Annotated in this window: 19 protein-coding genes; 12 read left to right on the top strand and 7 right to left on the bottom strand. The window is 35.1% G+C overall.

Going from position 1 to position 23241, the window contains the following annotated elements:
- Position 1: 1 nt before the first annotated feature.
- Genes ACP15M_RS00735 through ACP15M_RS00710 form a run of 6 tightly spaced genes read left to right on the top strand, consistent with a single transcriptional unit; the run spans position 2 to position 8849 of the window.
- Positions 2–1141 carry an efflux RND transporter periplasmic adaptor subunit gene (locus ACP15M_RS00735; RefSeq protein WP_425075246.1) on the top strand — a complete coding sequence of 380 codons (1140 nt, stop codon included), beginning with the start codon at positions 2–4 and terminating at the stop codon, positions 1139–1141.
- Between the two features lie 27 nt (positions 1142–1168).
- Positions 1169–4306: an efflux RND transporter permease subunit gene (locus ACP15M_RS00730; RefSeq protein WP_425075245.1), complete on the top strand. Its 3138-nt coding sequence runs from the start codon at positions 1169–1171 to the stop codon at positions 4304–4306.
- A 4-nt stretch (positions 4307–4310) separates the two neighbouring features.
- Entirely contained in the window at positions 4311–5720 is a 1410-nt protein-coding gene (locus ACP15M_RS00725) for an efflux transporter outer membrane subunit (RefSeq protein WP_425075244.1), read from the top strand.
- Positions 5721–5725: 5 nt separating this feature from the next.
- Positions 5726–6322 carry a TetR/AcrR family transcriptional regulator gene (locus tag ACP15M_RS00720; RefSeq protein ID WP_425075243.1) on the top strand — a complete coding sequence of 199 codons (597 nt, stop codon included), beginning with the start codon at positions 5726–5728 and terminating at the stop codon, positions 6320–6322.
- Between the two features lie 30 nt (positions 6323–6352).
- On the top strand, positions 6353–6946 hold the full coding sequence (locus ACP15M_RS00715) for an NAD(P)H-dependent oxidoreductase (RefSeq protein WP_425075242.1): 594 nt from the start codon (positions 6353–6355) through the stop codon (positions 6944–6946).
- A gap of 4 nt (positions 6947–6950) precedes the next feature.
- Positions 6951–8849, top strand: a complete 1899-nt coding sequence (locus tag ACP15M_RS00710) for a monovalent cation:proton antiporter-2 (CPA2) family protein (RefSeq protein ID WP_425075241.1) — start codon at positions 6951–6953, stop codon at positions 8847–8849.
- Between the two features lie 132 nt (positions 8850–8981).
- On the opposite strand, the gene ACP15M_RS00705 is transcribed toward ACP15M_RS00710, so the two are convergent.
- The 5 genes from ACP15M_RS00705 to ACP15M_RS00685 form a co-directional block, all read right to left on the bottom strand.
- Positions 8982–9659 carry an SDR family NAD(P)-dependent oxidoreductase gene (locus ACP15M_RS00705; RefSeq protein WP_425075240.1) on the bottom strand — a complete coding sequence of 226 codons (678 nt, stop codon included), beginning with the start codon at positions 9657–9659 and terminating at the stop codon, positions 8982–8984.
- A gap of 124 nt (positions 9660–9783) precedes the next feature.
- Positions 9784–10677 carry a helix-turn-helix domain-containing protein gene (locus tag ACP15M_RS00700; RefSeq protein WP_425075239.1) on the bottom strand — a complete coding sequence of 298 codons (894 nt, stop codon included), beginning with the start codon at positions 10675–10677 and terminating at the stop codon, positions 9784–9786.
- Positions 10678–10752: 75 nt separating this feature from the next.
- Entirely contained in the window at positions 10753–12228 is a 1476-nt protein-coding gene (locus tag ACP15M_RS00695) for an efflux transporter outer membrane subunit (RefSeq protein ID WP_425075238.1), read from the bottom strand.
- Positions 12229–12230: 2 nt separating this feature from the next.
- Complete coding sequence (locus tag ACP15M_RS00690) at positions 12231–15371, bottom strand: efflux RND transporter permease subunit (protein ID WP_425075237.1); 3141 nt, start codon at positions 15369–15371, stop codon at positions 12231–12233.
- Between the two features lie 105 nt (positions 15372–15476).
- A complete protein-coding gene (locus ACP15M_RS00685) occupies positions 15477–16697 on the bottom strand; it encodes an efflux RND transporter periplasmic adaptor subunit (protein WP_425075236.1) in 1221 nt (406 codons plus the stop codon).
- 127 nt (positions 16698–16824) lie between these two features.
- Here ACP15M_RS00685 and ACP15M_RS00680 point away from each other — a divergent pair, with 127 nt between their 5' ends.
- The 6 genes from ACP15M_RS00680 (at position 16825) to ACP15M_RS00655 (ending at position 21834) form a co-directional block, all read left to right on the top strand.
- Positions 16825–17397: a Crp/Fnr family transcriptional regulator gene (locus tag ACP15M_RS00680; protein ID WP_425075235.1), complete on the top strand. Its 573-nt coding sequence runs from the start codon at positions 16825–16827 to the stop codon at positions 17395–17397.
- Positions 17398–17520: 123 nt separating this feature from the next.
- The gene (locus ACP15M_RS00675; RefSeq protein ID WP_425075234.1) at positions 17521–18273 is read left to right on the top strand and encodes a type 1 glutamine amidotransferase domain-containing protein; all 753 of its coding nucleotides are present in this window, start codon (positions 17521–17523) and stop codon (positions 18271–18273) included.
- A gap of 2 nt (positions 18274–18275) precedes the next feature.
- Complete coding sequence (locus ACP15M_RS00670; RefSeq protein WP_425075233.1) at positions 18276–19481, top strand: MFS transporter; 1206 nt, start codon at positions 18276–18278, stop codon at positions 19479–19481.
- A gap of 4 nt (positions 19482–19485) precedes the next feature.
- The gene (locus tag ACP15M_RS00665; RefSeq protein WP_425075232.1) at positions 19486–20424 is read left to right on the top strand and encodes an aldo/keto reductase; all 939 of its coding nucleotides are present in this window, start codon (positions 19486–19488) and stop codon (positions 20422–20424) included.
- Between the two features lie 58 nt (positions 20425–20482).
- Positions 20483–21448 carry a TIGR03571 family LLM class oxidoreductase gene (locus tag ACP15M_RS00660; protein WP_425075231.1) on the top strand — a complete coding sequence of 322 codons (966 nt, stop codon included), beginning with the start codon at positions 20483–20485 and terminating at the stop codon, positions 21446–21448.
- Positions 21448–21834 (top strand): VOC family protein, encoded by a 387-nt coding sequence (locus ACP15M_RS00655; RefSeq protein WP_425075230.1) that lies wholly within the window; start codon positions 21448–21450, stop codon positions 21832–21834. The genes ACP15M_RS00660 and ACP15M_RS00655 overlap by 1 nt, the downstream gene beginning before the upstream one ends.
- Positions 21835–21951: 117 nt before the next feature.
- Here ACP15M_RS00655 and ACP15M_RS00650 read toward each other — a convergent pair whose 3' ends face one another.
- Positions 21952–22350, bottom strand: a complete 399-nt coding sequence (locus ACP15M_RS00650; protein WP_425075229.1) for an OsmC family protein — start codon at positions 22348–22350, stop codon at positions 21952–21954.
- A 2-nt stretch (positions 22351–22352) separates the two neighbouring features.
- Complete coding sequence (locus ACP15M_RS00645; RefSeq protein ID WP_425075228.1) at positions 22353–23237, bottom strand: pirin family protein; 885 nt, start codon at positions 23235–23237, stop codon at positions 22353–22355.
- Between the last annotated feature and the right edge of the window lie 4 nt (positions 23238–23241).

The following is a 23241-nucleotide window of genomic DNA, read 5'->3' as shown; positions in this document are numbered from 1 at the left end:
AATGAAAACAAATAAATTAGTCTCTATATTTTCAATTGCTAGTGTTTTTCTAGTCATTATAGGCTGCGGAAATTCTGAGAATAGTCAAACAGCTGCTCCCAAAAAGCAACAAGCCTTACCATTTCCCGTAACTCAAATTCAATCACAAACTGTTAATGGTTATAATGAATATCCAGTAACTATTGAAGGTATTGTAAACAGTGATGTGCGCGCAAAAACTTCAGGATATATTCAAAAAGTTTTAGTTGATGAAGGCGAAAAAGTAAGAAAAGGCCAAGCATTATTTAGTTTAGAAACACAAGCCTTAAGTCAAGACGCCGAAGCTGCAAAAGCTCAAGTGAACGTTGCACAAGTTGAGGTTGATAAACTTAAACCATTAGTAGAAAAAAATATTATTAGTGCTGTGCAATTAGAAACCGCTAAAGCAAATTTAGCTCGTGCAAAAGCTAGTTATAGCAGTATTGCTGCTAACATAGGGTATGCCACAGTAAAAAGTCCGGTTGATGGTTATGTAGGTGCAATCCATTTTAGAGAAGGAGCGTTAGTAAGTGCAGCAGATGCTAAACCTTTAACAACAGTTAGTGACATTAGTAAGGTCTATGCCTTTTTTACTTTAAACGAAGCGCAATACATCAATTATCTTAAACGAATGAAAGGTAAAACTAAAGCAGAGCGTATTAAAAATTCGCCAGATGTAAGTTTAGTGTTGGCTAATGGTGACCTCTATTCTCAAAAAGGACGTATTCAAACCAGTACTGGTCAGATTAGTGAAACTACTGGAACGATTAAAGTTAGAGCTTCGTTTGACAACCCTAACGAACTGTTAACCAATGGAAATAGTGGTAAAATACGTATTCCTTCAACTTATGAAAATGCTATTGTAGTGCCTCAATCTTCAACTTACGAACAACAAGGTAAAGTCATGATTTTCATTTTAGCTGAAAACAACACTGTTGCGAGTAAAATTATAAAAGTGGAAGCCAAAGTTGATAATCTTTATGTGATTGAATCTGGTATAGATGCTAATACAAAAATTATTTCTTCTGGTGTATCAAAACTTCGTGACGGAATGGCAATTACGCCTCAAGAAATTCCGTTTTCAGAAGCCACTAAAAGAGTAGCAACGTTATTTAAAAACTAAAATCAACTCATAAACATATTTTTAGCTATGTTAAAAACATTTATTGAAAGACCAGTGCTTTCAACAGTAATCTCTATTATCATAGTTATACTGGGTATAATCAGTATAACCTCCTTACCAATAGAGGAATATCCAGATATTGCACCTCCAACTATTAAGGTGACGGCTAACTATACAGGAGCTAATGCAGAGACTGTTTTAGAGAGTGTAATTGTGCCAATTGAAGAGCAAATTAATGGTGTTGAAGGGATGACTTACATTACTTCTACAGCTTCTAATAATGGTACTGCAGAAATTACAGTCTTTTTTGACCAAACCATGAATGCTGACATTGCGGCCGTAAATGTTCAAAACCGTGTCGCAAGAGCCAATCCGTTATTACCTGCAGAGGTTATTCAAACAGGTATTGTTACCCAAAAACAAGAAACCAGTGCTTTAATGTTTGTATCTATGTATTCTGATAGTGAAGATTATGATGCGACCTTTATTCAGAATTATTTAAAGATAAATGTGATACCTGCTATGCAACGTATCAAAGGGGTTGGTGATGTATCGGTATTTTCACAGCAAGATTACGCCATGCGTATTTGGCTAAAGCCTGAAAAATTAGCGGCTTATAATCTAATTCCTTCAGATATCACTTCGGTTTTAAACGAACAAAATTTAGAAGCTGCTGCTGGTGCTTTAGGTGAGAATAATGGCGAGTCCTTCTCATACATTTTAAAGTATAGCGGACGATTTAAACAGGAAAGCCAATATGCAGATATTGTTATCAAAGCTCTAGGAAATGGCGAATACTTGAGATTAAAAGATGTTGCAGATATCGAATTAGATGCACAATCGTATTCCTCTAATGCTGTGAGTTTAGGTCATCCTGCTGTATTTATGGGAATTTTCCAAACCAAAGGATCAAATGCCGCAGAGATTATTGAAAATATTAAAACGACTTTAGCAGAAGTTGAACAAGATTTACCTGATGGCTTAAATATTTTTGTTCCCTATGATACGAGCTTGTTTCTTAATGCGTCTATCGACAAAGTAATTACAACATTAATGGAAGCTTTTTTATTGGTGTTTTTAGTGGTGTTCTTATTTCTTCAAGATTTCCGCTCAACGTTAATTCCTGCTATTGCTGTTCCTGTATCTATTATTGGTACCTTCTTCTTCTTGAATGTTTTTGGCTACTCCATTAACCTATTAACCTTATTTGCCTTAGTCTTAGCCATTGGTATTGTGGTCGATGATGCTATTGTTGTGGTTGAAGCGGTTCATGCCAAAATGGATCAAGGCGAAAAAAAACCAATGAACGCAACACTCAAGGCGATGAATGAAATTTCAGGAGCCATTGTATCTATTACTTTGGTGATGTCTGCCGTGTTCATTCCGGTTACCTTTGTCACTGGACCAACAGGTGTATTTTATGAGCAGTTTGGTGTAACCTTAATTATTGCCATCCTAATTTCAGCAGTAAATGCACTAACCTTAAGTCCTGCATTATGTGCGCTCTTATTAAAAGAACATAAGCACGACGAAGAATTGAAAGGTAAAAATGCACTACAAAGGTTTTATACGTTGTTTAATCGAGGCTTTGATGCAACGGTTAGTAAATATGGAAAATCACTTCAGTTCTTATATAAAAACAAGTTTGTTTCTGTAATGCTATTAATCATTGCTGGTATTGGAATTTACTGGGCTGCAACTACAACTCCAACAGGCTTTGTGCCTAATGAAGATAGAGGAATTATTTTTGTAAATATTGAACTGCCTGCTGGTGCATCTTTAGATAGAACCGATGAAGTGACCAAAAAATTATATGGAAAAATTAAAGATCTTGATGGTGTTACTGCAGTTAGTTTTATTAAAGGTAGAAGTTTAATAAGTGGTGCTGGCAGTAATTTCGGTATTGGCTTTGTGAAATTAGATAACTGGTCTGAGAGAGAATCTGAAGCACTATCTGCTCAAGCTATAACAGGAAAGCTATTTGGTGTTGCTGCTACTATTCCAGAAGCCAAAATAATCTTCTTCTCTCCTCCTAGTATTCGTGGATTTGGAAACTCTGCTGGTTTTGAAGTAAACTTATTAGATAAATTTGGAGGTGAGTTTACCGACTTAGATAAAGCAAACCGAGAGTTCTCTGCAGCTTTAATGAGTCACCCAGAAATTCAGTATGCGCAATCGGCTTTCAATACTAATTATCCGCAATACGAAATGGAAGTTAATGTACCTTTAGCTAAAGAAAAAGGTGTAACTGTTAGTAGTATTTTTGGAACCTTACAAGGTTATATAGGTGGCGTGTATGCTTCTGACTTTAGTAAATTTGGAAAACAGTATCGTGTATACATTCAAGCCTTACCTGAAGACAGAGCAGACGAAAGCGACTTAAACAGTATGTATGTAAGAACTAGTTCTGGTGAAATGACGCCAATTACACAGTTTGTAACCTTAAAACGTGTGTATGGTCCGCAATCGGTAACACGTTTTAACCTCTTTAACTCTACATCTATTACAGGTGCTACTAATCCAGGATTTAGTACTGGTGATGCCATTAGAGTTATTGAAGAAGAAGTCGCTAAGTTACCAAGTAATTATACAGTTGCTTATTCGGGATTAACACGAGAAGAGGTCAATGCAGGAAACCAAACCACCTTTATTTTCATCTTAAGTATTCTGTTTGTGTACTTCTTATTAAGTGCGCAGTACGAGAGTTATATTTTACCATTTTCGGTATTATTATCGCTGCCATTTGGTGTATTTGGAGCCTATATTAGTACGAAATTTTTCGGATTAGAAAACAACATTTACTTCCAAATAGCACTCATCATGCTCGTTGGTCTGTTGGCTAAAAATGCCATACTTATTGTAGAGTTTGCTTTGCAACGACGTAAACAAGGCGAAAGTATTGTAGATGCTGCAATAGATGGTGCTAAAGCACGTTTACGACCAATTTTAATGACTTCATTCGCATTTATACTTGGGTTAATGCCGCTTGTATTGGCCAAAGGTGTTGGTGCCGAAGGAAACAACTCTATTGGTACAGGTGCAGCTGGAGGAATGCTTATAGGTACACTTTTAGGAGTATTTGTTATTCCAATCTTATTCATCTTTTTCCAATGGTTACAAGAAAAAGTATCGCGTAAACCAGAAGTAGAATCAATTGAAGCTTAAAAAAATGAAATTAACTGTAAATAGAAATTTTAGTAAAGGCGCCTTCCTATTAATGTTAGCACTAACACTGCAAAGTTGTTTTGTAGCAAAGGATTATGCACGTCCAGAGTTAGAAGAAACAGAACATTTGTACAGAACCGATAACCTGTCGCAAGATAGTGTGTCTTTAGCCGATGTATCTTGGAAAGATATGTTTAAAGATCAATATTTAGGGCAATATATTGAAGAAGGGCTTCAAAACAACCTGGATATTCGTGTGGCTATTCAGCAAATTGCTGTCGCTAATGCGTATATGAAACAAGGTAAAGCAGGATATTTGCCAACTTTAACTGGTACTGCGCAGGCAACACATCAAGAGCTATCATCAAACAGTCAGTTTGGTGGTTTTTTCTCGTCTGTAGACCAGTATGAGTTATCGGGAAGTTTATCTTGGGAAGCCGATATTTGGGGCAAAATAAGAAGTAATAAACGTGCAGGTGAAGCCAGTTATTTACAAACTGTAGCAGCACACAAAGCTGTAAAAACTGAATTAATTTCGGCAATAGCTTCTACCTATTATCAGTTATTAGCCTTAGATGAACAATTAGAAATTACTGAAAGAACTATTGCTACTAGAGACAGTAGTGTTTACACTATTAAAGCCTTAAAAGATGCCGGAAATGTAACACAAGTTGCGGTAGACCAATACATTGCGCAATTTAATAACGCCAAAGCTTTAAAAGTAGATTTACAAGCTGCTATTTTTAGAACCGAAAACACTTTAAATTTCTTACTAGGAAGACCTGCAGAACCTATAGAACGTAGCAAGTTAACCGAGCAACAGTTAGATGAAAAAATTACACTTGGCGTGCCTGCGACCTTGTTAAGAAATCGTCCGGATGTGATTGCTTCAGAATACAACTTAATCAATGCGTTTGAGTTAACCAATGTGGCAAAAAGTAATTTTTATCCATCCTTAACATTAACGGCAAATGGCGGATTTCAAAGTTTAGAATTGGATAAATTATTGAATGCTAATTCTTTATTTGCAACGGTTATTGGTGGTTTAACACAGCCCATTTTTAATCAGCGTAAAATAAAAACTCAACACGAGGTTGCTAAAGCACAACAAGAACAAGCACTGCTAAATTTTAAGAAAACCTTGTTAACCGCAGGAAACGAAGTGTCTAACGCCTTATACGTTTACAATGCCGAAACCGAAAAATTCGAGTATCGTAAAAATGAAGTGGAAGCGCTACGACAAGCTGAAGCAAACTCTGAAGAGTTGCTTAAAAATGGCTTAGCCAATTATCTTGATTTGTTAACCGCAAGAGAAAGCGCACTTAATGCCGAGTTAAACGTGATTGATAACAAATTACAACAATTACTAAGTGTCGTTACTTTATACGAAGCACTTGGTGGTGGTTGGAAATAAAAGCTATGATTACTAAAGATGAACTTCTAAATTACGCCACCTCTAAGTTTACTCAATTTGGGAGTAAACACGTTACTTTAGATGAGTTGGCCAATGATTTAGGCATCTCTAAAAAAACAATATACACCTACTTTAAAACGAAAGAAGATCTTGTAGTCGCAAGTATAACGTGTTTGCTTGATGCTTACGCAGAAGATATAAATAGGTTGATTAATAGCAATGGTAAAGACCCTATTTTATGTGTTATATTGATTTACCAGAGAGGGTTTGAGTATTTAAAATACTTTAAGCCCTCTTTTCTTTTTGGTTTAGAAAAATACTACCCAAAGGCCTTTCTATTATTTAATGATTTTATAAAAGATTTAGCAAACAACAGGATTAGTCCATTGCTAAAAGAAGCTCAGAAAAATGGCAATATAAAACCCGATGTTAATATTGATTTGCTCATAAAAATATATTTTTTTAGAGTTGACAATTTATTATTTAAAGACAATAATTTATTTGAATCCTATTCTAAAGAAACACTATTAAAGCACTTTGTTATTTTCAATTTGTGTGGTGTTATTACAAATAATTATACTAATGAGTTTATAGAAATTTAAAATAGATTTCCTTTTTATTAAATTCGTAGTATGAAAAAAGTATTGATTCTATTTGCTCATCCTAAATTTGAAAAATCAAGGGCTAATGCCGCCTTAATTGACCGTTTAAAAGATAAAACCCATGTAACGTTTCACGATTTGTATGAACACTACCCTAATTTTCATATCAATGTTCAACGTGAACAAGAGCTTTTGGTTGAACATGAAATAATTATCTGGCATCATCCTTTGTATTGGTATAGTAGTCCTGCTATTTTAAAACAATGGAAAGACATGGTGTTGGAATTTAATTGGGCTTATGGACCCAACGGTAAAGTGCTTCAAAATAAAACAATTTTTAACGTGATTACTACAGGAGGATCACGAGAAGTTTACTGTTCCGAAGGTTATAATACTTATACTATAAACGAATTTTTACGCCCTTTTGAGCAAACTGCAAATCTTTGTGGCATGAACTACTTACCGCCTTTTGCTGTTATGGGTACTCATAACTTGTCTGATCAAGATTTGAGCAATTACGCCAACCAGTATGAACAATTAATTGATATGCTACAATCTGATTTTAATAGTAGTAAAGTTACAAATTACTTTTTCTTAAACGATTTAGAATCTTTAACAGTGTAAGCCTATGTCTGGAAGTTTACTATTTGAAGCCATTATTTTTCTTGCTGGTGCAATCATTTGCGTATCTATCGCCAAACGACTAGGATTGAGTTCCGTTTTAGGATACTTATTAGCTGGAATTCTTATCGGACCCTACGTACTGGGATTTGTTGGTGAGGAAGGAGAAGATATTATGCATTTTGCAGAGTTTGGTGTTGTGGTAATGCTGTTCTTAATCGGACTCGAGATTGAACCCAAAAATTTCTGGAGTATGCGAAAATCTATTCTAGGAATGGGCGGAATTCAAGTATCGCTTACCATATTGTTAACCTATGCCCTTTTCTCTATTTTAGGTTATCACTGGGAAGTTGCACTCGTCATCGGTATGGCTGTTGCATTATCTTCAACAGCTATAGCACTGCAAACTATTAAGGAAAAAGGATTAATGGAAACCACTTTCGGAAGTAGTTCGTTTTCTATACTGTTATTTCAAGATATCATTGTTATCTTTATGATTGGTGTCTTGCCACTTTTGAGTAATTCGTCTGAACATAACGATTCAACTTCAGCACATACAACATCCACCCTAATTGAAAGTTTACCTATAGGATTACAAACTTTAGCGATTATCCTTTCGGTTGTTATTATTGTTCTTGCAGGCCGATTTGTTATTGTTCCTATGTTGCGAAAAGTTGCAACTACTGGTGTTAGGGAGTTACTTATTGCTGCAGCATTTTTAATTGTCTTCGGAATCTCATACCTCATGGAATTAGTTGGGTTGAGTCCTGCTCTTGGTGCTTTTTTAGGTGGTGTTGTATTATCTACCAGTGAATTTAAACACGAATTAGAAAGCACCTTAGAACCCTTTAAAAACCTACTTTTAGGTCTCTTTTTTATGGCTGTTGGAGCATCGATTAACTTTATCGTCATTGCTAATAGTCCATTAACCATAGGAGGCATTTTAGTTGCAATCGTTCTTCTAAAAGCGTTGGTATTGTTCATAACAGGAAAAGTATTCAAACTAAAACTTGACCAAAATTTATTACTCACCTTTAGTTTAGCTCAGGTTGGAGAGTTTGCTTTTGTATTGCTCTCATTTGCCTTTCAATTGAATATCTTAGAACAAGATCAAATGGATATGATGTTGGTGATTACAGCCGTTTCAATGTCCTTAACTCCTATTTTAAGTGTAATTAATGAACGTCTTATACTTCCTAAGTTTGGAACTAAGGAGTCTATAAAAAGACCTATGGATCACATTGCTAAATCTCAGAAAGTTATCCTAGTTGGCTTTGGTCACTTTGGAAGCACTGTAGGTCGTTTTTTAAGATCTCATGGTATTGAAGCTACTATTCTTGACTTTGATTCGAATCGTGTGGATTTTCTTCGGAAAATGGGTTTTGAAGTATATTATGGTGATGCAACAAGATTAGACTTATTAGAATCTGCAGGCATTTCTGAAGCTAAACTACTTATTTGTGCTGTAGATAATCCTAGAGTGACCAAAGACATCACAAAACTTGTAAAAACAAATTACCCTAATGTTGAACTCTTAGTTCGAGCTAAAAATAGGTATGATGCCTACGATTTAATAAATATGGGGATTGATAATATTTATCGAGAAACCTTAGACACTTCATTAACATTAGCTAGTGATGCCTTGCATAAATTAGGATTTAGAAAATATACACTCAATAGACAGGTTCAAAATTTCATAAAATATGACGTAGCTAGTTTAAAACGATTAGCAGAACAACCAAAACGAGACGACGACTATATTTTTAAAGCTCGAAAAGAACTTGAGGAGCAAGAAAAATTATTAGAAGAAGACTTTAAAAGAGGGGTTATAAGTTATGATAACCATTGGGATAGCGAACACATACGAAACGTATTGAGTAAGGGAAACACCTCTAATAATTCATAATTATTTTATTGAACAAGAAAATTAAATCTTTAAATCAAATTGCATGAGGTTTTTATTCAAATTAACAAAAAACCTTCGCTAAAATAACGAAGGTTTTGACCATTATGATTTAATAAACACTGATGCTTTAATCTAATCAACAAGGCTATCGTATTTTATAAGTCCTATAAACTTATCCATTACATCGTTACAAATTTCTACCGAGTTGTGTGTGCAGTTTTTTAACGCAATAGGATCAAAGCTTTTTACACTAATTTTTGACGGACTAAATTCTTTACACTGTAAATGTGTGTACATATTTAAAGCAGCTTTAGAGCTAGCATAAGCCGTCATACAGTAATTAGAATAGCAAAACGAATCGTCAGCCATTTTTGTAAGATCTCCCATAGCGCTGGTAACGTTTATAATGCGTGGTGCTTTACTTTGTTCAAGCAACGGTTTTAATGTTTTTATTACACGTATTACCGCAAACACATTCATCTCATAAACCGCTTTTACGTCTTCTATATTAAGTTGTTCTATTTTTTGCCCAAAGCCATTAGCAATTTCGGCATTGTTAATTAGCATATCTAAATGACCAAAGGTATTGCTTATAGTTGCTTTTAACTGAGCTACACTTTCATCTGAAGTAAAATCGGTATTTACAAGTTTATATTGATGCAAATCATCTGTATCTACAGATAAAGTATTATAACTATTTTGGGTAGCAGCTAGAATAACGTCATAGTTATTTTTTAGTAAAATATTGGCAAAAGTTCTTCCTAACCCATTGCCAGAATCTGTAACTACTGCTGTTCTATTTACGTTCATACATTCTAAATTTAATAATCAAATTTAATCATAAATTAACTTTAAAAATAACCACTTTCTTTACTTAAGTGTCCAAAATTGAAAGCTCTATTTTTAAAATTTTGGTAAGTGGCTACATGTTAATTTATAGGCCTTCTTGTCTAAAACGGTTTGGTGTGGTACCACTTAATTTTTTGAAAAACCTGGTAAAATGCGTTGGCTCTTGAAAATTTAAACGATAACCTATTTCTGCAATATCTAAATCTGAAAACTTCAGTAAACTCTTGCTTTCTAGCAATAAGCGATCTTGAATAATATCTTTAGCGCTTTTGCCTGTTTGTTGTTTTATCATAGTGGTTAGGTAGCTTGGTGTAATGCTTAATGCTTCGGCATAATCGCTTACATTTTTAGTATCTACGTACATTTTTTCTACTAAGTTTTCAAACTTCTGTGTAATAATTTGTCCTCTAGATAAATTATTTTCGGAAGACTTGTGTCGTTCGTAAATGGCTTTACAGTAATAGAGTATAGAGACCAACATACCTTCTAGCATTTTTTCTTGATAAGGATGTGGGTTTTCAAATACCGAAACCATTCGTTTTGCATCAAATAATAACGAATTCATTTCGTCTTCAGTCATCATTAATGCGCGATTTTCAGACATTTTTAAAAACGGAAAATCATCGGTTAAATTAGGTATAACTTGCATTAAAAATTCCTTTTTAAACATAATGTTATAGCCCGAAATATCTTCGTCTCTTATCCAAGACACTACCTGTCCTGGAACTGTAAACCATAGTGGATGGTCACCTAACTCTAACCAATCTGTATTAATATTTAATCGACTAGTACCAACATAAGTTAACAAGGCAATTTGAAAAAATTCTTGTCGGTATGGTGGCATACATCGGCTAGAAGATGGTTCGAGTTTAGCAATAGGATGTACATCAAAATTAGGTATGTGACTTCGGTGAGGGAAACCGATAGCCTCATATAAATCATTACTATTTTTAAAAACAGGAACTTGTGTTTTAGACATATTCTTCTGTTGGTTAAATACTTGTTTGGTAACGAAACGACCTTACCTTGGTCGTTTCGTATTGCATTTCATTACTTAATTTAATGCGGTTTCTTTTTGCTTTAACTGCGTCATTTTAGCATCTATATCTGCTTCTGTTATAATATCCCATCCGCCACCTAAAGTTTTATAAATGGCAATTAGGTATGTGGTTGTAGCAATTTCGCTTGTTGCTAATAAATTTTCTGAAACCAACATACTGTTTTCGGCGCTTAAATAATCTATAAAATTGTCTAAGCCTGCCTCGTAACGTTGTTTGGCTATGGTAGCTGCTTTGGCACTAGCTTCTGATGAGGCGCGTAAATTTTCGCGTCGTTGTAGCTCGTTAGCATAATCTGCCAATGCAGTTTTGGTTTCTTCTAACGCTTTTAAAACGGTTTTTTCATACTGATTTAATGCGGCAAGCGTTAACGCATCGTTTTGTTTAATTTGTTGTTTTACACGTCCTAAATTAAAGGCTGCCCAAGATATATTAGGCATAATACTCCATGTAAACGACTCTTTTTGTGCAAAGTTAGAAAAATCTACTGCCGAAAACCCAATAGAACCACCAAATTGTACTTTAGGATACAAATCGGCTACCGAGATATTATATTTTGCAATCTGCATTTGTAAAGCAGCTTCGGCACTTTTAACATCTGGTCTGCGACGCAATAGTTCATTAACATCACCTAAAGCAACCGTTTCTGGCAAGCTTGGTAATGGTTGTTCTGTTAATAAGGTATCATCAATCTCTCCTGGCACTTCACCAATTAGTACATTCAAACTATTTTTTAAGGCTTCAATACGTGCCTTTAAAGGATGAATAGTTGCTCTGGTATTTTCTAATTGTGCTAATGCTCTTGAAACATCTAAATTATTACTTGTACCAGCTTCTAACAATTTCACAGTTAAATCGTAAGTGCTTTGCTGACCTTTTAGATTACGCTCGGCAATACTTAACATGTGTTGTGTACCTCGTAATTCCATATAATTTCGGGCGGTTTCTGCAAATATGCTAATATACACGCTTTGCATATCTGCTAATGCTAACTGACTGTTAGCGTAAGCGCCTTTAATACGGTTAGACACACGACCAAAAACATCGGCTTCCCAAAAGGCATCAAAACTACCGTTAAAATTATTATACGTTGGGTTTGCACCAGGCACAAAAACGTTTTCTCCTAATCGTGTTCTGGTATAATTACCGTTTAAGGTTACCGTTGGAAAACGATCTAATTTTGTACCTTTTAAAAAGGCACGAGATGCTTCAAAATTAGCAACAGCAGTATTAATATCTAAGTTGTGCTGCATAACTTTATTAATTAACGTATCTAAAATAGGATCGTTAAATTCAGTCCACCATTTTTGAGTGGTTTCTGTACTTGCATAAATTTCTTTTTGTAGATTATCTTCAAAAAAATCGCTTGGTACGGTTACGCCAGACTGCACATTAAAATCGCGCTTTGTAATACCACAAGATGTTAGTATTACAGCTAGTGTGACAAGACTTATATAGTTTATTGTTTTCATTGTTATAGTGTTTGTTTTTTGGTTGTCCATTTTCTACCTAAGTAATAAAATACAGGTGTTAAGAAAATACCGAAGATGGTAACACCTAGCATACCGCTAAATACCGCTATACCTAGGGACACTCGCAATTCGGCACCAGCACCTGTAGAAATGGCTAACGGTACTACACCTAAAATAAAAGCCATTGCTGTCATTAAAATAGGTCGTAAACGCAGTTTTGATGCTTGTATAACGGCTGTTTTTAAATCGGTACCTTGATCTTCTAGTTGTTTGGCAAATTCTACAATAAGAATCGCGTTTTTACTAGCTAAACCAACCAATACAATTAAACCGATTTGCACCATGATGTTGTTGTCTAATCCGGCTAAATCGATACCAACAATTGCCGATAGTAATACCATAGGTACAATAAAAATTACCGCTAATGGTAGCACTAAACTTTCAAATTGTGCTGCCAATAATAAGAATACAAATATTACAGCTAATAAAAAGGCGATACCAGCTGTGTTACCTGTTTGCTTTTCTTGATAGGCCATTTCGGTCCATTGGTAAGAAATACCTTGTGGTAAAATATCTTCCGCCAATTCTTCCATACGTGCTAATGCCTGACCAGAACTAAAGCCTGCTGACACATCTCCATTTAATGATGCTGAAGGATACAAGTTAAAACGTGGTATTCTAGATGGACCAGAAATATCTTTTTGAGTGGCGATGGTTCCTAATGGTACCATTTCACCTTTATTGTTACGTACTTTAATACGTGCAATGTCGTCTGGTGTTAAACGGTTTGGTGAATCGGCTTGCGCTGTTACCTGAAACGTTCTACCCAAATAGTTAAAATCGTTTACAAACGCAGATCCCATATAAATTTCTAGTGATTGAAACACGTCATTGACATTAACACCCAATTGCTGAGCTTTGTTTCTATCAATATCTAAATACAGTTGAGGTGTTCTATCATTAAAAAAGGTAAACACGTTACTTAAGATAGGGTCTTGGTTGGCTGCCATCGCAAGGTTATTAGTCGCTTCGATTAAAGCTTCTGTACCCAAGTTGGCACGGTCTTGTACCATCATTCTAAATCCACCTGCATTACCAATACCAGCAACCGATGGCGGCGGAATAATAAATACAACAGCATCATCTACAACCGCAACTTTACCACGTAATGTGTTCAATAAATTGTGGTAATCAATTCCTTTTTTGGTACGTTCGTCAAAATCTTCTAGCGTAATAAATATAGCTGCAGCATTTGATGCATTGGTAAACGATGCGGCATCAAAACCTGTAAAAGAAACCGCTGTTTTTACACCATCGGTATCTAAGGTTAAATCTAATATGTTTTTAACCACTTCGTCCGTTCTGCTTAAAGATGCGCCTGGTGGCAGTTGTACAACTGTTACAAAATACTGTTGGTCCATTGCAGGAACAAATCCTTGTGACACACGGTTAAATTCAAATCCTGTTAAAGCAATTAATCCGCCGTAAACTACCATAACCATGGTGCCTGTTCGTACTAATTTTTGAACACTCTTACCGTATTTTTCAGAAATCTTGTCCATAAAACGGTTAAAGGCATTACCCAAAAACACAAACGGTTTTAATACCAAAGGTGTTTTTTTCGCTTTGCTTTTATCTTCGTGACGCATTAATAATGCTGCCATAGCCGGACTTAAGGTTAACGAGACAAATACCGAAATGGCAGTAGCTACAGCAATGGTAATACCAAATTGTTTATAAAACTGACCTGAGAATCCGTCTAAAAAAGCAGTAGGAATAAATACGGCAATTAACACCAATCCAATAGCAACTAAAGCACCACCAACTTCGTCCATAGTCTTAAAAGCAGCTTCTTTTGGTGAATAGCCTTCTTCTAGGTAACGTTCCATATTTTCTACCACAACAATAGCATCATCTACCACAATACCAATAGCCAATACCAATCCGAATAATGTTAAATTGTTAAGCGAAAACCCAATACCTTGCATAATGGCAAACGTACCTACCAAAGATACCGGAATGGCTAAAATTGGGATAATAGCGGCACGCCACGATTGAAGGAATAATAAGATTACTAAAATTACAAGGATTACCGCTTCAAAAATGGTGCTGTATACTTGATCTACCGATTTTTGAATGAACTCTGTTGGATTATATTCAATTTTATATTCTAGATCTTCAGGAAAGTTTTTAGATAATCTTTCCATAGTTTCTTTAATACTTGCTGAGGTTTCTAATGCATTACCGCCTGGTTGTTGAAAAATAGGCATTGCAATAGCCGGTTTCTTACCCAAATAACCTTTTGTAGCATAGTTTTGTGCGCCCAATTCTACACGACCAACATCCTTAAGTTTTACAATTCTGTTGTCTTCGGCAGATTTAATGATGACGTTTTCAAACTCTTCAGGTGTAATAAGTTTTCCTTGGGTTTGAATATTTACCTCGAAAGCCGATTGTGTTCCAGATGGTAAAGTGTTTAATGTACCACTGGCAATTTGTACGTTTTGTGCGCGTAAGGCAGCTACAACTTCGCCAGCAGTCATATCTAGATTAGAAATTTTATCAGGATCTAACCAAATACGCATAGCATATTCTGCCGCACCAAATATCTGGATGTCACCTATACCTTTTAATCGTGCCAACTCATCCTTAAGCTGTAACGTGGCATAGTTACCCATGTAAATTTGGTCGTATGTGCCGTTAGGTGAAATAAGATTAACCAGAAGTAAAATATCTGGTGATATTTTCTTTGTTGTAATTCCTAAACGTCTAACAGATTCTGGTAAACGCGGTTCTGCGATAGCAACTCGGTTTTGTACCTGTACTTGCGCACGATCTAAATCGGTTCCTAGTTCAAACGCAATTTGTACAGTAACTCTACCATCGGCAGAAGATTGTGAGGTCATATAAATCATACCTTCTACACCATTAATTTCTTTTTCTAAAGGTGCAGCAACAGTTTCAGATAGTGTTTTGGCACTTGCACCAGGATAGGTGGCAACCACTTCTACGGTTGGTGGTGCTACATCTGGAAACTGAGAGACAGGTAATGAAAAATAGGATAAACCACCAACAATAAGTATAAGTACGCTTAGTACTGCTGCAAATATTGGTCTTTTAATAAATGTGTGACTAAATTTCATTGTATTTTGTTAAAATTTAAACATAACTCTGGCTGTTTCATCATTCTTTTTGAGAATAAGAAACTGTAAATGAGTATGTTTTAATATGGGTTAGTTAATAACTTGTTATTGGTTTATGGCAAGTTCTTTTTTGGTATTTATATTAGTTTCTACAGGTGCTACTGCTAAACCAGGTCTAATTTTTTGAATATTATTAAGAATTAATTGGTCAGTTTCTAATAAACCGTCTCTAACAATACGTAAGCCGTTAGAATGTAATGGCCCTAAGGTGATGTTTTTACTGGTTACCGTATTATTTTCGTCTAAAACATAAACATAGCGTAACGATTGATTGGTACCAATAATATCTTCTGGGATCATTATGGCTTTGTGCTCTGCACTACCACTAATTCTGGCTTTACCAAACATTCCAGGCTCTAATAGTAAGTCTTTATTAGGTAAAATGGCTCTGTTTTCTATGGTTCCTGTACTATTATCTATTTGATTGTCTACAAAATCTATTTTAGCTTCGTGAACAAATTCATCTTCATCTTGAAGTTTAATATGCACCGGAAGTCCGTCTGCACGCACTGCCTTTCTTTCGCCATTATTAGCTAAACGCACATAACGTAAGTAATCAGATTCACTACTTGTAAAATAAAAGTGAATAGGACTTGTAGCAACAATAGTCGTTAATAATGTAGAGTTTGAAGAGCCACCATCTATTAGGTTACCTTCGTTAACACGGTCTCTACTTACTAAGCCAGAAATAGGTGCTTTAACACGTGTAAATTCTAAGTTTAATTTTGCATCTGCTACACGAGCTTGTGATAACTGAATACTAGCTTTAGCATATGCTAGAGCTTGTTTTCTTCGGTTGAATTCTTCAATAGACACTGCACCAGTTTCTTTTAAATATTCAACACGGTTAAAGTTATCTTGTGCAATTTCTAAATTGGCTTTTGCTTGTGCCAAATCAGCCTTAGCTTGGTCTAATGCAATAACAAAAGGTCTGTCATCTATAATAAAAAGGACATCACCTTTATTAACAATTTGACCATCTTTAAAATTTACGCGTTCTAAAAACCCACTTACACGTGCACGAACATCTACTTTGTTGCTGGCTTCAAAACGACCAGTGTATTCGTCCCATTCTGTGATGGTTTCTGTAATAGGTAAAGCAGTTTCTACAGGCATGGCTTGGGAAACAGCACTGACTTCATTGTCTTCCTCTTCAGTGTCACCAAAAGCAAAAGCCGAAGTTACTATAACAATCGCTAAAAATCCTGTGATCATAAAAATAGACTTCGAAATTTCTTTTGTGTTTAAATTAATGTATTTCTTCATTTTTTGTGTTTTTATTTTTTGGTTTGTTTTGTGGGTACAAAATTATGGGGCAAACCAAGGTTAGTTGTAACCATAATTTTTGTAGAAATGACCAAAATTTCATTTTATTATTCTATAAATTTGCCAAATGCAAAACCAATACCAACTCTTAAGGCAACATTTTGAAGAAATTGTAACACTTACAGATGAAGAGTGGAATTTTATTGCACCTCATTTTGAACATAAAAAACTAAAAAAGCATCAGTTTTTAATTCAAACTGGACAACCCGTAGATTGCGAATTTTGGATTATCAACGGACTTATAAAATCTTATGCTGTAGATGAAAAAGGTAGTGAGCACATTCTTCAGTTTGCTATGGAAGACTATTGGGTTAGCGACTACTACGCATTTCAGCATCAAATACCTGCCACAATTTTTGTAGATTGTATTGAAGATTCTCAGTTTTTCTGTTTGTCTTTAGAAAGTCGTGAAACCATTTGTGAAGAAATTCCTGCTATGGCAAATTTCTTCCGAATAAAATCTAATTACGGATTTATTGGTTTGCAGCAACGTATCCTGTCTTTATTAACACAAACTGCCGAAGAACGTTACGACGCTTTATTATTTAAACTTCCAAAATTAGTACAGCGTGTACCTAAAAAACTGATTGCAGCCTATTTAGGTGTATCCAGAGAAACCTTAAGCCGCTTTAAAGGTTAAAAAAGTGATATACATCACACTTTTTGTTTGTGATACATCACTTTAAATTAGTGATTTACATCCTCGCATAAGCTTTGCTTTTCATTGAATTTTGTACTAGAATTTTAAACCAAAAACAAAACAATGAAAACAAGATTTTATTTCTCAGCAATCGCTTTGCTTTTTAGCATTGCCTTAATAGCACAAAAAAAACAAGACAAACCAAGCGTATTAATGGTACTTTCTAGTCATCAAGAATTAGGTGACACAGGTAAAGACACTGGTTATTATTTAAGTGAAGTTACTCATGCTTACGAGGTTTTTGAAGCTAATAATTATGAAATCACCTTAGTAAGTCCAGAAGGCGGCAATCCACCAGTAGATGGTTTTGATCTTAAAGATGAAGTGAATAATAAATATTGGAATGATGCAACGTTTCAAAGTAAACTTCAAAACACATTAAAAGTTTCAAAAGTAAAAGCTAAAGATTACGACATTATTTATTATGCAGGTGGTCATGGCACAATGTGGGATTTTCCTAATAACAAAAAGCTAGCAAAAATTGCTGCAAAAATTTACGAAAACGACGGTATTGTAGCAGCTGTTTGTCATGGTCCTTCGGCTTTAGTGAATATTAAATTATCTAATGGTAATTATTTAGTTGATGGTAAAATAGTAAGCGTATTTACTAATGAAGAAGAAACTAATGTAAAATTAGAAAATGTGGTGCCCTTTTTATTAGAAGATAAAATTATTGAACGAGGTGCAACTGTAGATAAAGCAGCTATGTGGCAAGAAAAAGTAAGCGTTGATGAACGTTTAGTAACAGGTCAAAATCCTGCTTCTGCAAAATTAGCAGCAGAAAAAATTGTAGAACTTTTAGAGACTAAACACTAAAAATGGAAACGCAAACAAGAACTTTAAAAGCAAAGTCAAAAAGTAAAAGCCTACCAGCTGCATTATGGGCATTAACCATTAGTGCATTTGGTATTGGTACAACTGAGTTTGTTATTGTTGGCTTATTGTCAACAGTAGCAAACGATTTAAACACCTCAATATCTTCTGCAGGTTTATTAGTAAGCCTGTACGCCGTTGGTGTTGCAATTGGTGCGCCAGTATTAACAGCTTTAACAAGCCAGATCGCAAGAAAACGACTGCTAATTGCAATAATGCTATTGTTTATAATTGGTAACGGATTAGCAGCTATTGCACCTAGTTTTATCTTACTAATTTTAGCTAGAATTTTAACTGGTTTTGCGCATGGAGTTTTCTTTTCAATAGGCTCAACAATTGCAGCTAGTTTAGTACCAGAAGATAAACGTGCTTCTGCCATTTCTATAATGTTTGCAGGTTTAACTGTAGCAATTGTTACTGGTGTACCATTAGGAACCTATATAGGGCAAAATTTTGGATGGCGTGCCACCTTCATAGGTGTTGCTATCTTAGGAATTATTGGTGCGGTAGCAAGTTACTTTTTGGTACCAGCATCAATTAAATCATCAAAACCACTGCGTATTATAGATCAGTTAAAAGTACTTAAAAACCGTTCTATTTTACTGGTGCTTTCTATCACAGCTTTAGGTTATGGTGGTACTTTTGTAACCTTTACTTATTTAGCACCATTATTAGAAGAAGTTACTGGTTTTTCAGCAAATATGACGAGTATTTTATTACTAGTTTACGGTATTGCTATAGCTTTAGGTAATGTAATAGGCGGTAAAGTATCTAATAAAAAACCTGGAAAAGCTTTAATGGTGATGTTTGCCTTACAAGCTATAGTATTATTAATACTTTATTTTACAGCATCTAGCCAAATATGGTCGGTTGTTACACTGTTTTTTATGGGCATATTAGCCTTTTCTAACGTGCCAGCATTACAATTGTATGTGGTAAAAATGTCTGAAAAATATTTACCAGGAACCGAAGATGTTTCATCTGCTTTAAATATTGCAGCCTTTAATGTAGGTATTGCAATTGGCGCATATGTTGGCGGACTTATTATTGAATCTTCACTTGGAGTTGGCGCAACTCCATGGGTAGGTAGTATATTAGTAATAGTCGGCTTTTTAATCACTTTAATTTTATACAAAAAAGAAAAACTTTAAAACAATGAAAACTTTACAATTTAGAAATAACGACGAAATGCCAATCTTAGGTCTTGGTACCTTTAGATCAGAACCTAACGAAGTATACACGTCGGTATACGAAGCTATTAAAATTGGATATAGACATATTGATTGTGCATCAGTATATGGTAACGAAAAAGAAGTAGGAAACGCTATTGCAGATGCCATTAAAGAAGGTATTGTTACACGTGAAGACTTATGGATTACTTCAAAATTATGGAGCGATTCTCATGGAAGAGAAAACGTTATTCCGGCGTTACAAAACACCTTAAACGATTTACAGTTAGAGTATTTAGATTTATACCTTATCCATTGGCCAGTTGCCTTTAAAAAAGGTGTTGATTTTCCTAAAACGGCAGAAGAATTTATTCCGCTTGAAGACCAACCACTTACAGACACTTGGAAAGGTATGGAAGATGCTTTAGAACAAGGCTTAGCTAAGCATATTGGGATGAGTAATTTCAACCAAAATGATTTAACAGACATTATTGATCATGCTAAACATTTACCAGAAATGCTTCAGGTAGAAGTGCATCCGTTTTTACAACAAAACAAACTGTTAGAATTCGCTAAAGCACATCGCATTCACATGACGGCTTATGCGCCAATTGGTTCTGGTGCAAATGAAGATGACGATTTAAATCTGTTGAAAAACAAGACTATTAACGACATCGCAACCGCTAATAACATGACAGCAGCACAAGTACTTCTAGCTTGGGATATACAACGTGGTGTTTCGGTAATACCAAAATCGATTAATCCAAAACGTCTTCAAGAAAACTTTGATACCATTGCTTTTGAATTGAATGATGACGATATGAAACGTATTGAAGCTTTAGATAAACATCATCGTTTTATAGATGGTACATTTTGGGAAGTTGAAAACGGTCCGTATACCGCAGACAGTATTTGGAATGCTTAAAAAAACAACATCAGGTAGCTGTATAGTTACCTGATGTTATTGAATTGAAAAAATTGCTATGAAAAATTTTGATAAACTATATACACCAGGTAAAATGACACTTGGTATTGAGTTTCCTTTAGATAACGATTGGTCTTTAGAAGGCGATAAAAAACGAAAGGAAGACGGTAGACCATTTGGCGTGCCAGATATAAACAAGCATTTACAGTACGTTAAACAAATTGATAAGGCTGGTTTTGCTGCAGTTTGGATAAGAGAAGTGCCCGTTTACGATCCTAATTTTGGTGATGGCGCACAGTTGTTCGACACCTTAAGTTATTTAGGGTATTTATCTGCCGCAACTAAAAATGTGTTGTTAGGTACAGCTGCAATAGTTTCACCATTACATCAACCTATAAAACTAGCAAAAGCAACTGCTACTATAGAACATCTAAGTGATAGCCGGCTTATTTTAGGTTTAGGTTTGGGTGATAGACCTGTTGAGTTTCCTATGTATGGCATAGATTATCAAGAGCGACCAAAATTGTTTAGAGATCATCTTAATATTATGCAAGAGGCTTGGAAAACCAACAGCGATTTATCTACCATATATCCTTTTTTAAATAAAGGTGTTGCTGTGTACCCAAAGCCAAAACATCAAATTCCACTAGTTGTTGCAGGACATTCTGGACAAAGTCTCGAGTGGATTGCCAAAAATGCTAATGGTTGGTTTAATTATCCAAGAACACCAGAAGAAACCTATTTAAACCGTAAACGATGGTGCGAAGCGTTATACGATACAGATCAGGCTTGCAAACCTTATATTTCGGCATTTCATTTAAACCTGTTACAAGATGATAATGCGACTTTTAAACCACATCGATTTGGTGGTGCAGTTGGTATTAATCATTTAACCGAATTATTAAAAGCCTACGAAGATGCAGGTGTAAACCATATGGCATTACATTTACGGAAATCTGATACACCTTTGGATGAGGCAATAGATAAAATTTCCGATATTGTTTTACCAAATTTCAATTCATAATGCAGTTACAGTCCATTCACCATATTGCCATTATCTGTTCAGATTACGAGGTGTCAAAAGCATTTTATACAGATATTCTTGGTTTCAGCATAAAACATGAAGTCTATCGTAAAGACCGAGATTCTTACAAGTTAGATTTGACTTTAAACAATCAATATGCAATAGAATTGTTTTCATTTCCTAATCCGCCAAAACGCGTATCACAACCAGAAGCAGCAGGACTGCGTCATATTGCTTTTGGTGTAAATAATTTAGAGGAAAGTTTACAGTACTTAGATACAAAGAACATCATTCATGAAGGTATTAGAATCGATTCGTTTACTAATAAGAAGTTCACATTCTTTAATGATCCAGACAACCTACCTATTGAATTATATGAGTTATAAAAAAGAAGCAACTAATCACCTATTTTTAAAGACTGTACGTTTCTAATGTTTGATTTCAACCATAAAAATTATTGCTCAAGGTTTAGCTAGAACTTTACAGAAGATCTAACATAAACTTCAAAATAAACGAGATTCAACGTCCACTTGTCCTTTTAAAATCTTCTCAATAGGACATTTTGTGCCAATCTCTTTTAGACGCAAGCGTTGTTTGTCGTTTAAATTACCGAATAGTTCAATATCCTTTTTAAAAGTTACTAAATGCGTGCTAATATTTCGTTTAAAGCTGACGTTTATTTTAGCTTCTGTTAAATCCCAACCTTTTCGATCTGCATACATACGAATAGTCATAGCTGTGCAGCTTGCTAATGAAGCTTCAAGCAATTCTGTTGGTGTAAACCCAAAATCTTGACCAGCAACCTCAATGGGCTCATCCGCAATAAGGATGTGGTTTTTAGCTTGTATTTCAGTTTTATACTTTTGCTGTCTAATAGTTGCCTGTACTGTTTTTTTAGCCATAATTATTTAAATCGTCTTGGTTTTGGTAATGGTACACGAACGGTTTCATTAGGTACTGGCGGGAAAGCATCGTTTTGCCAATCGGTTTTTGCTTTTTCAATCAATGCCTTATCAGAGGACACAAAATTCCATTCTATAAAACGCTCTTCAGGAAAGGCATCACCACCAAAAATATATACCGTAGTATTGGCTTCCATTTCAAAAGCGCAAAGTGTAGCGTCTTTAGCTACTAAAATTTGTTTTGGGCCATAGTTATTATTGTCTGAATTAATACCGCCTTCTAGTATGTATAAGGCACTTTCGCCAAATAAATGTTCGCCAATATTAATGGTTTTAGCCTCGGTAGTTTTAATTTCAATAAGATACAAAGGGCTATAAACTGGTACTGCAGATGTTTTTCCGAAGACTTCGCCAGCAATAAGTTTATAATGCACACCATCCGTTTCCCAAGTTGGTAATTGGTTTGCTGTAATATGTGTAAATGATGGCTCGCATTGCTCTTGATCTTTAGGTAAAGCCACCCAAATTTGCAAACCGTGTAGTGTTTTAGGCTTGTCGCGTAAATAGTCTGGTGTACGTTCGGTATGTACCACACCTTTTCCGGCTGTCATCCAATTAACTGCGCCAGGTTTAATTTCTACTGCTGTACCCAAACTATCTCTGTGAAATACAGAACCTTCAAACAAAAATGTTAAGGTAGATAAGCCAATGTGCGGATGCATATCTACATCCATATTTTGTTGTGCCGTCATATTTGCCGGTCCCATATGATCTATAAAAATGAAAGGTCCTACCATTCGTTTTTGACGAAAAGGCAATAAACGTCCTACCATAAAATTACCAATATCTGCTGCGCGTTCTTCAATAATAAGTTGTGTATTTGACATAGTG

The organism is Psychroserpens sp. S379A (assembly GCF_049800755.1).
Classification (GTDB): domain Bacteria; phylum Bacteroidota; class Bacteroidia; order Flavobacteriales; family Flavobacteriaceae; genus Psychroserpens.
This window is presented reverse-complemented; position numbering and strand designations above follow the sequence as displayed.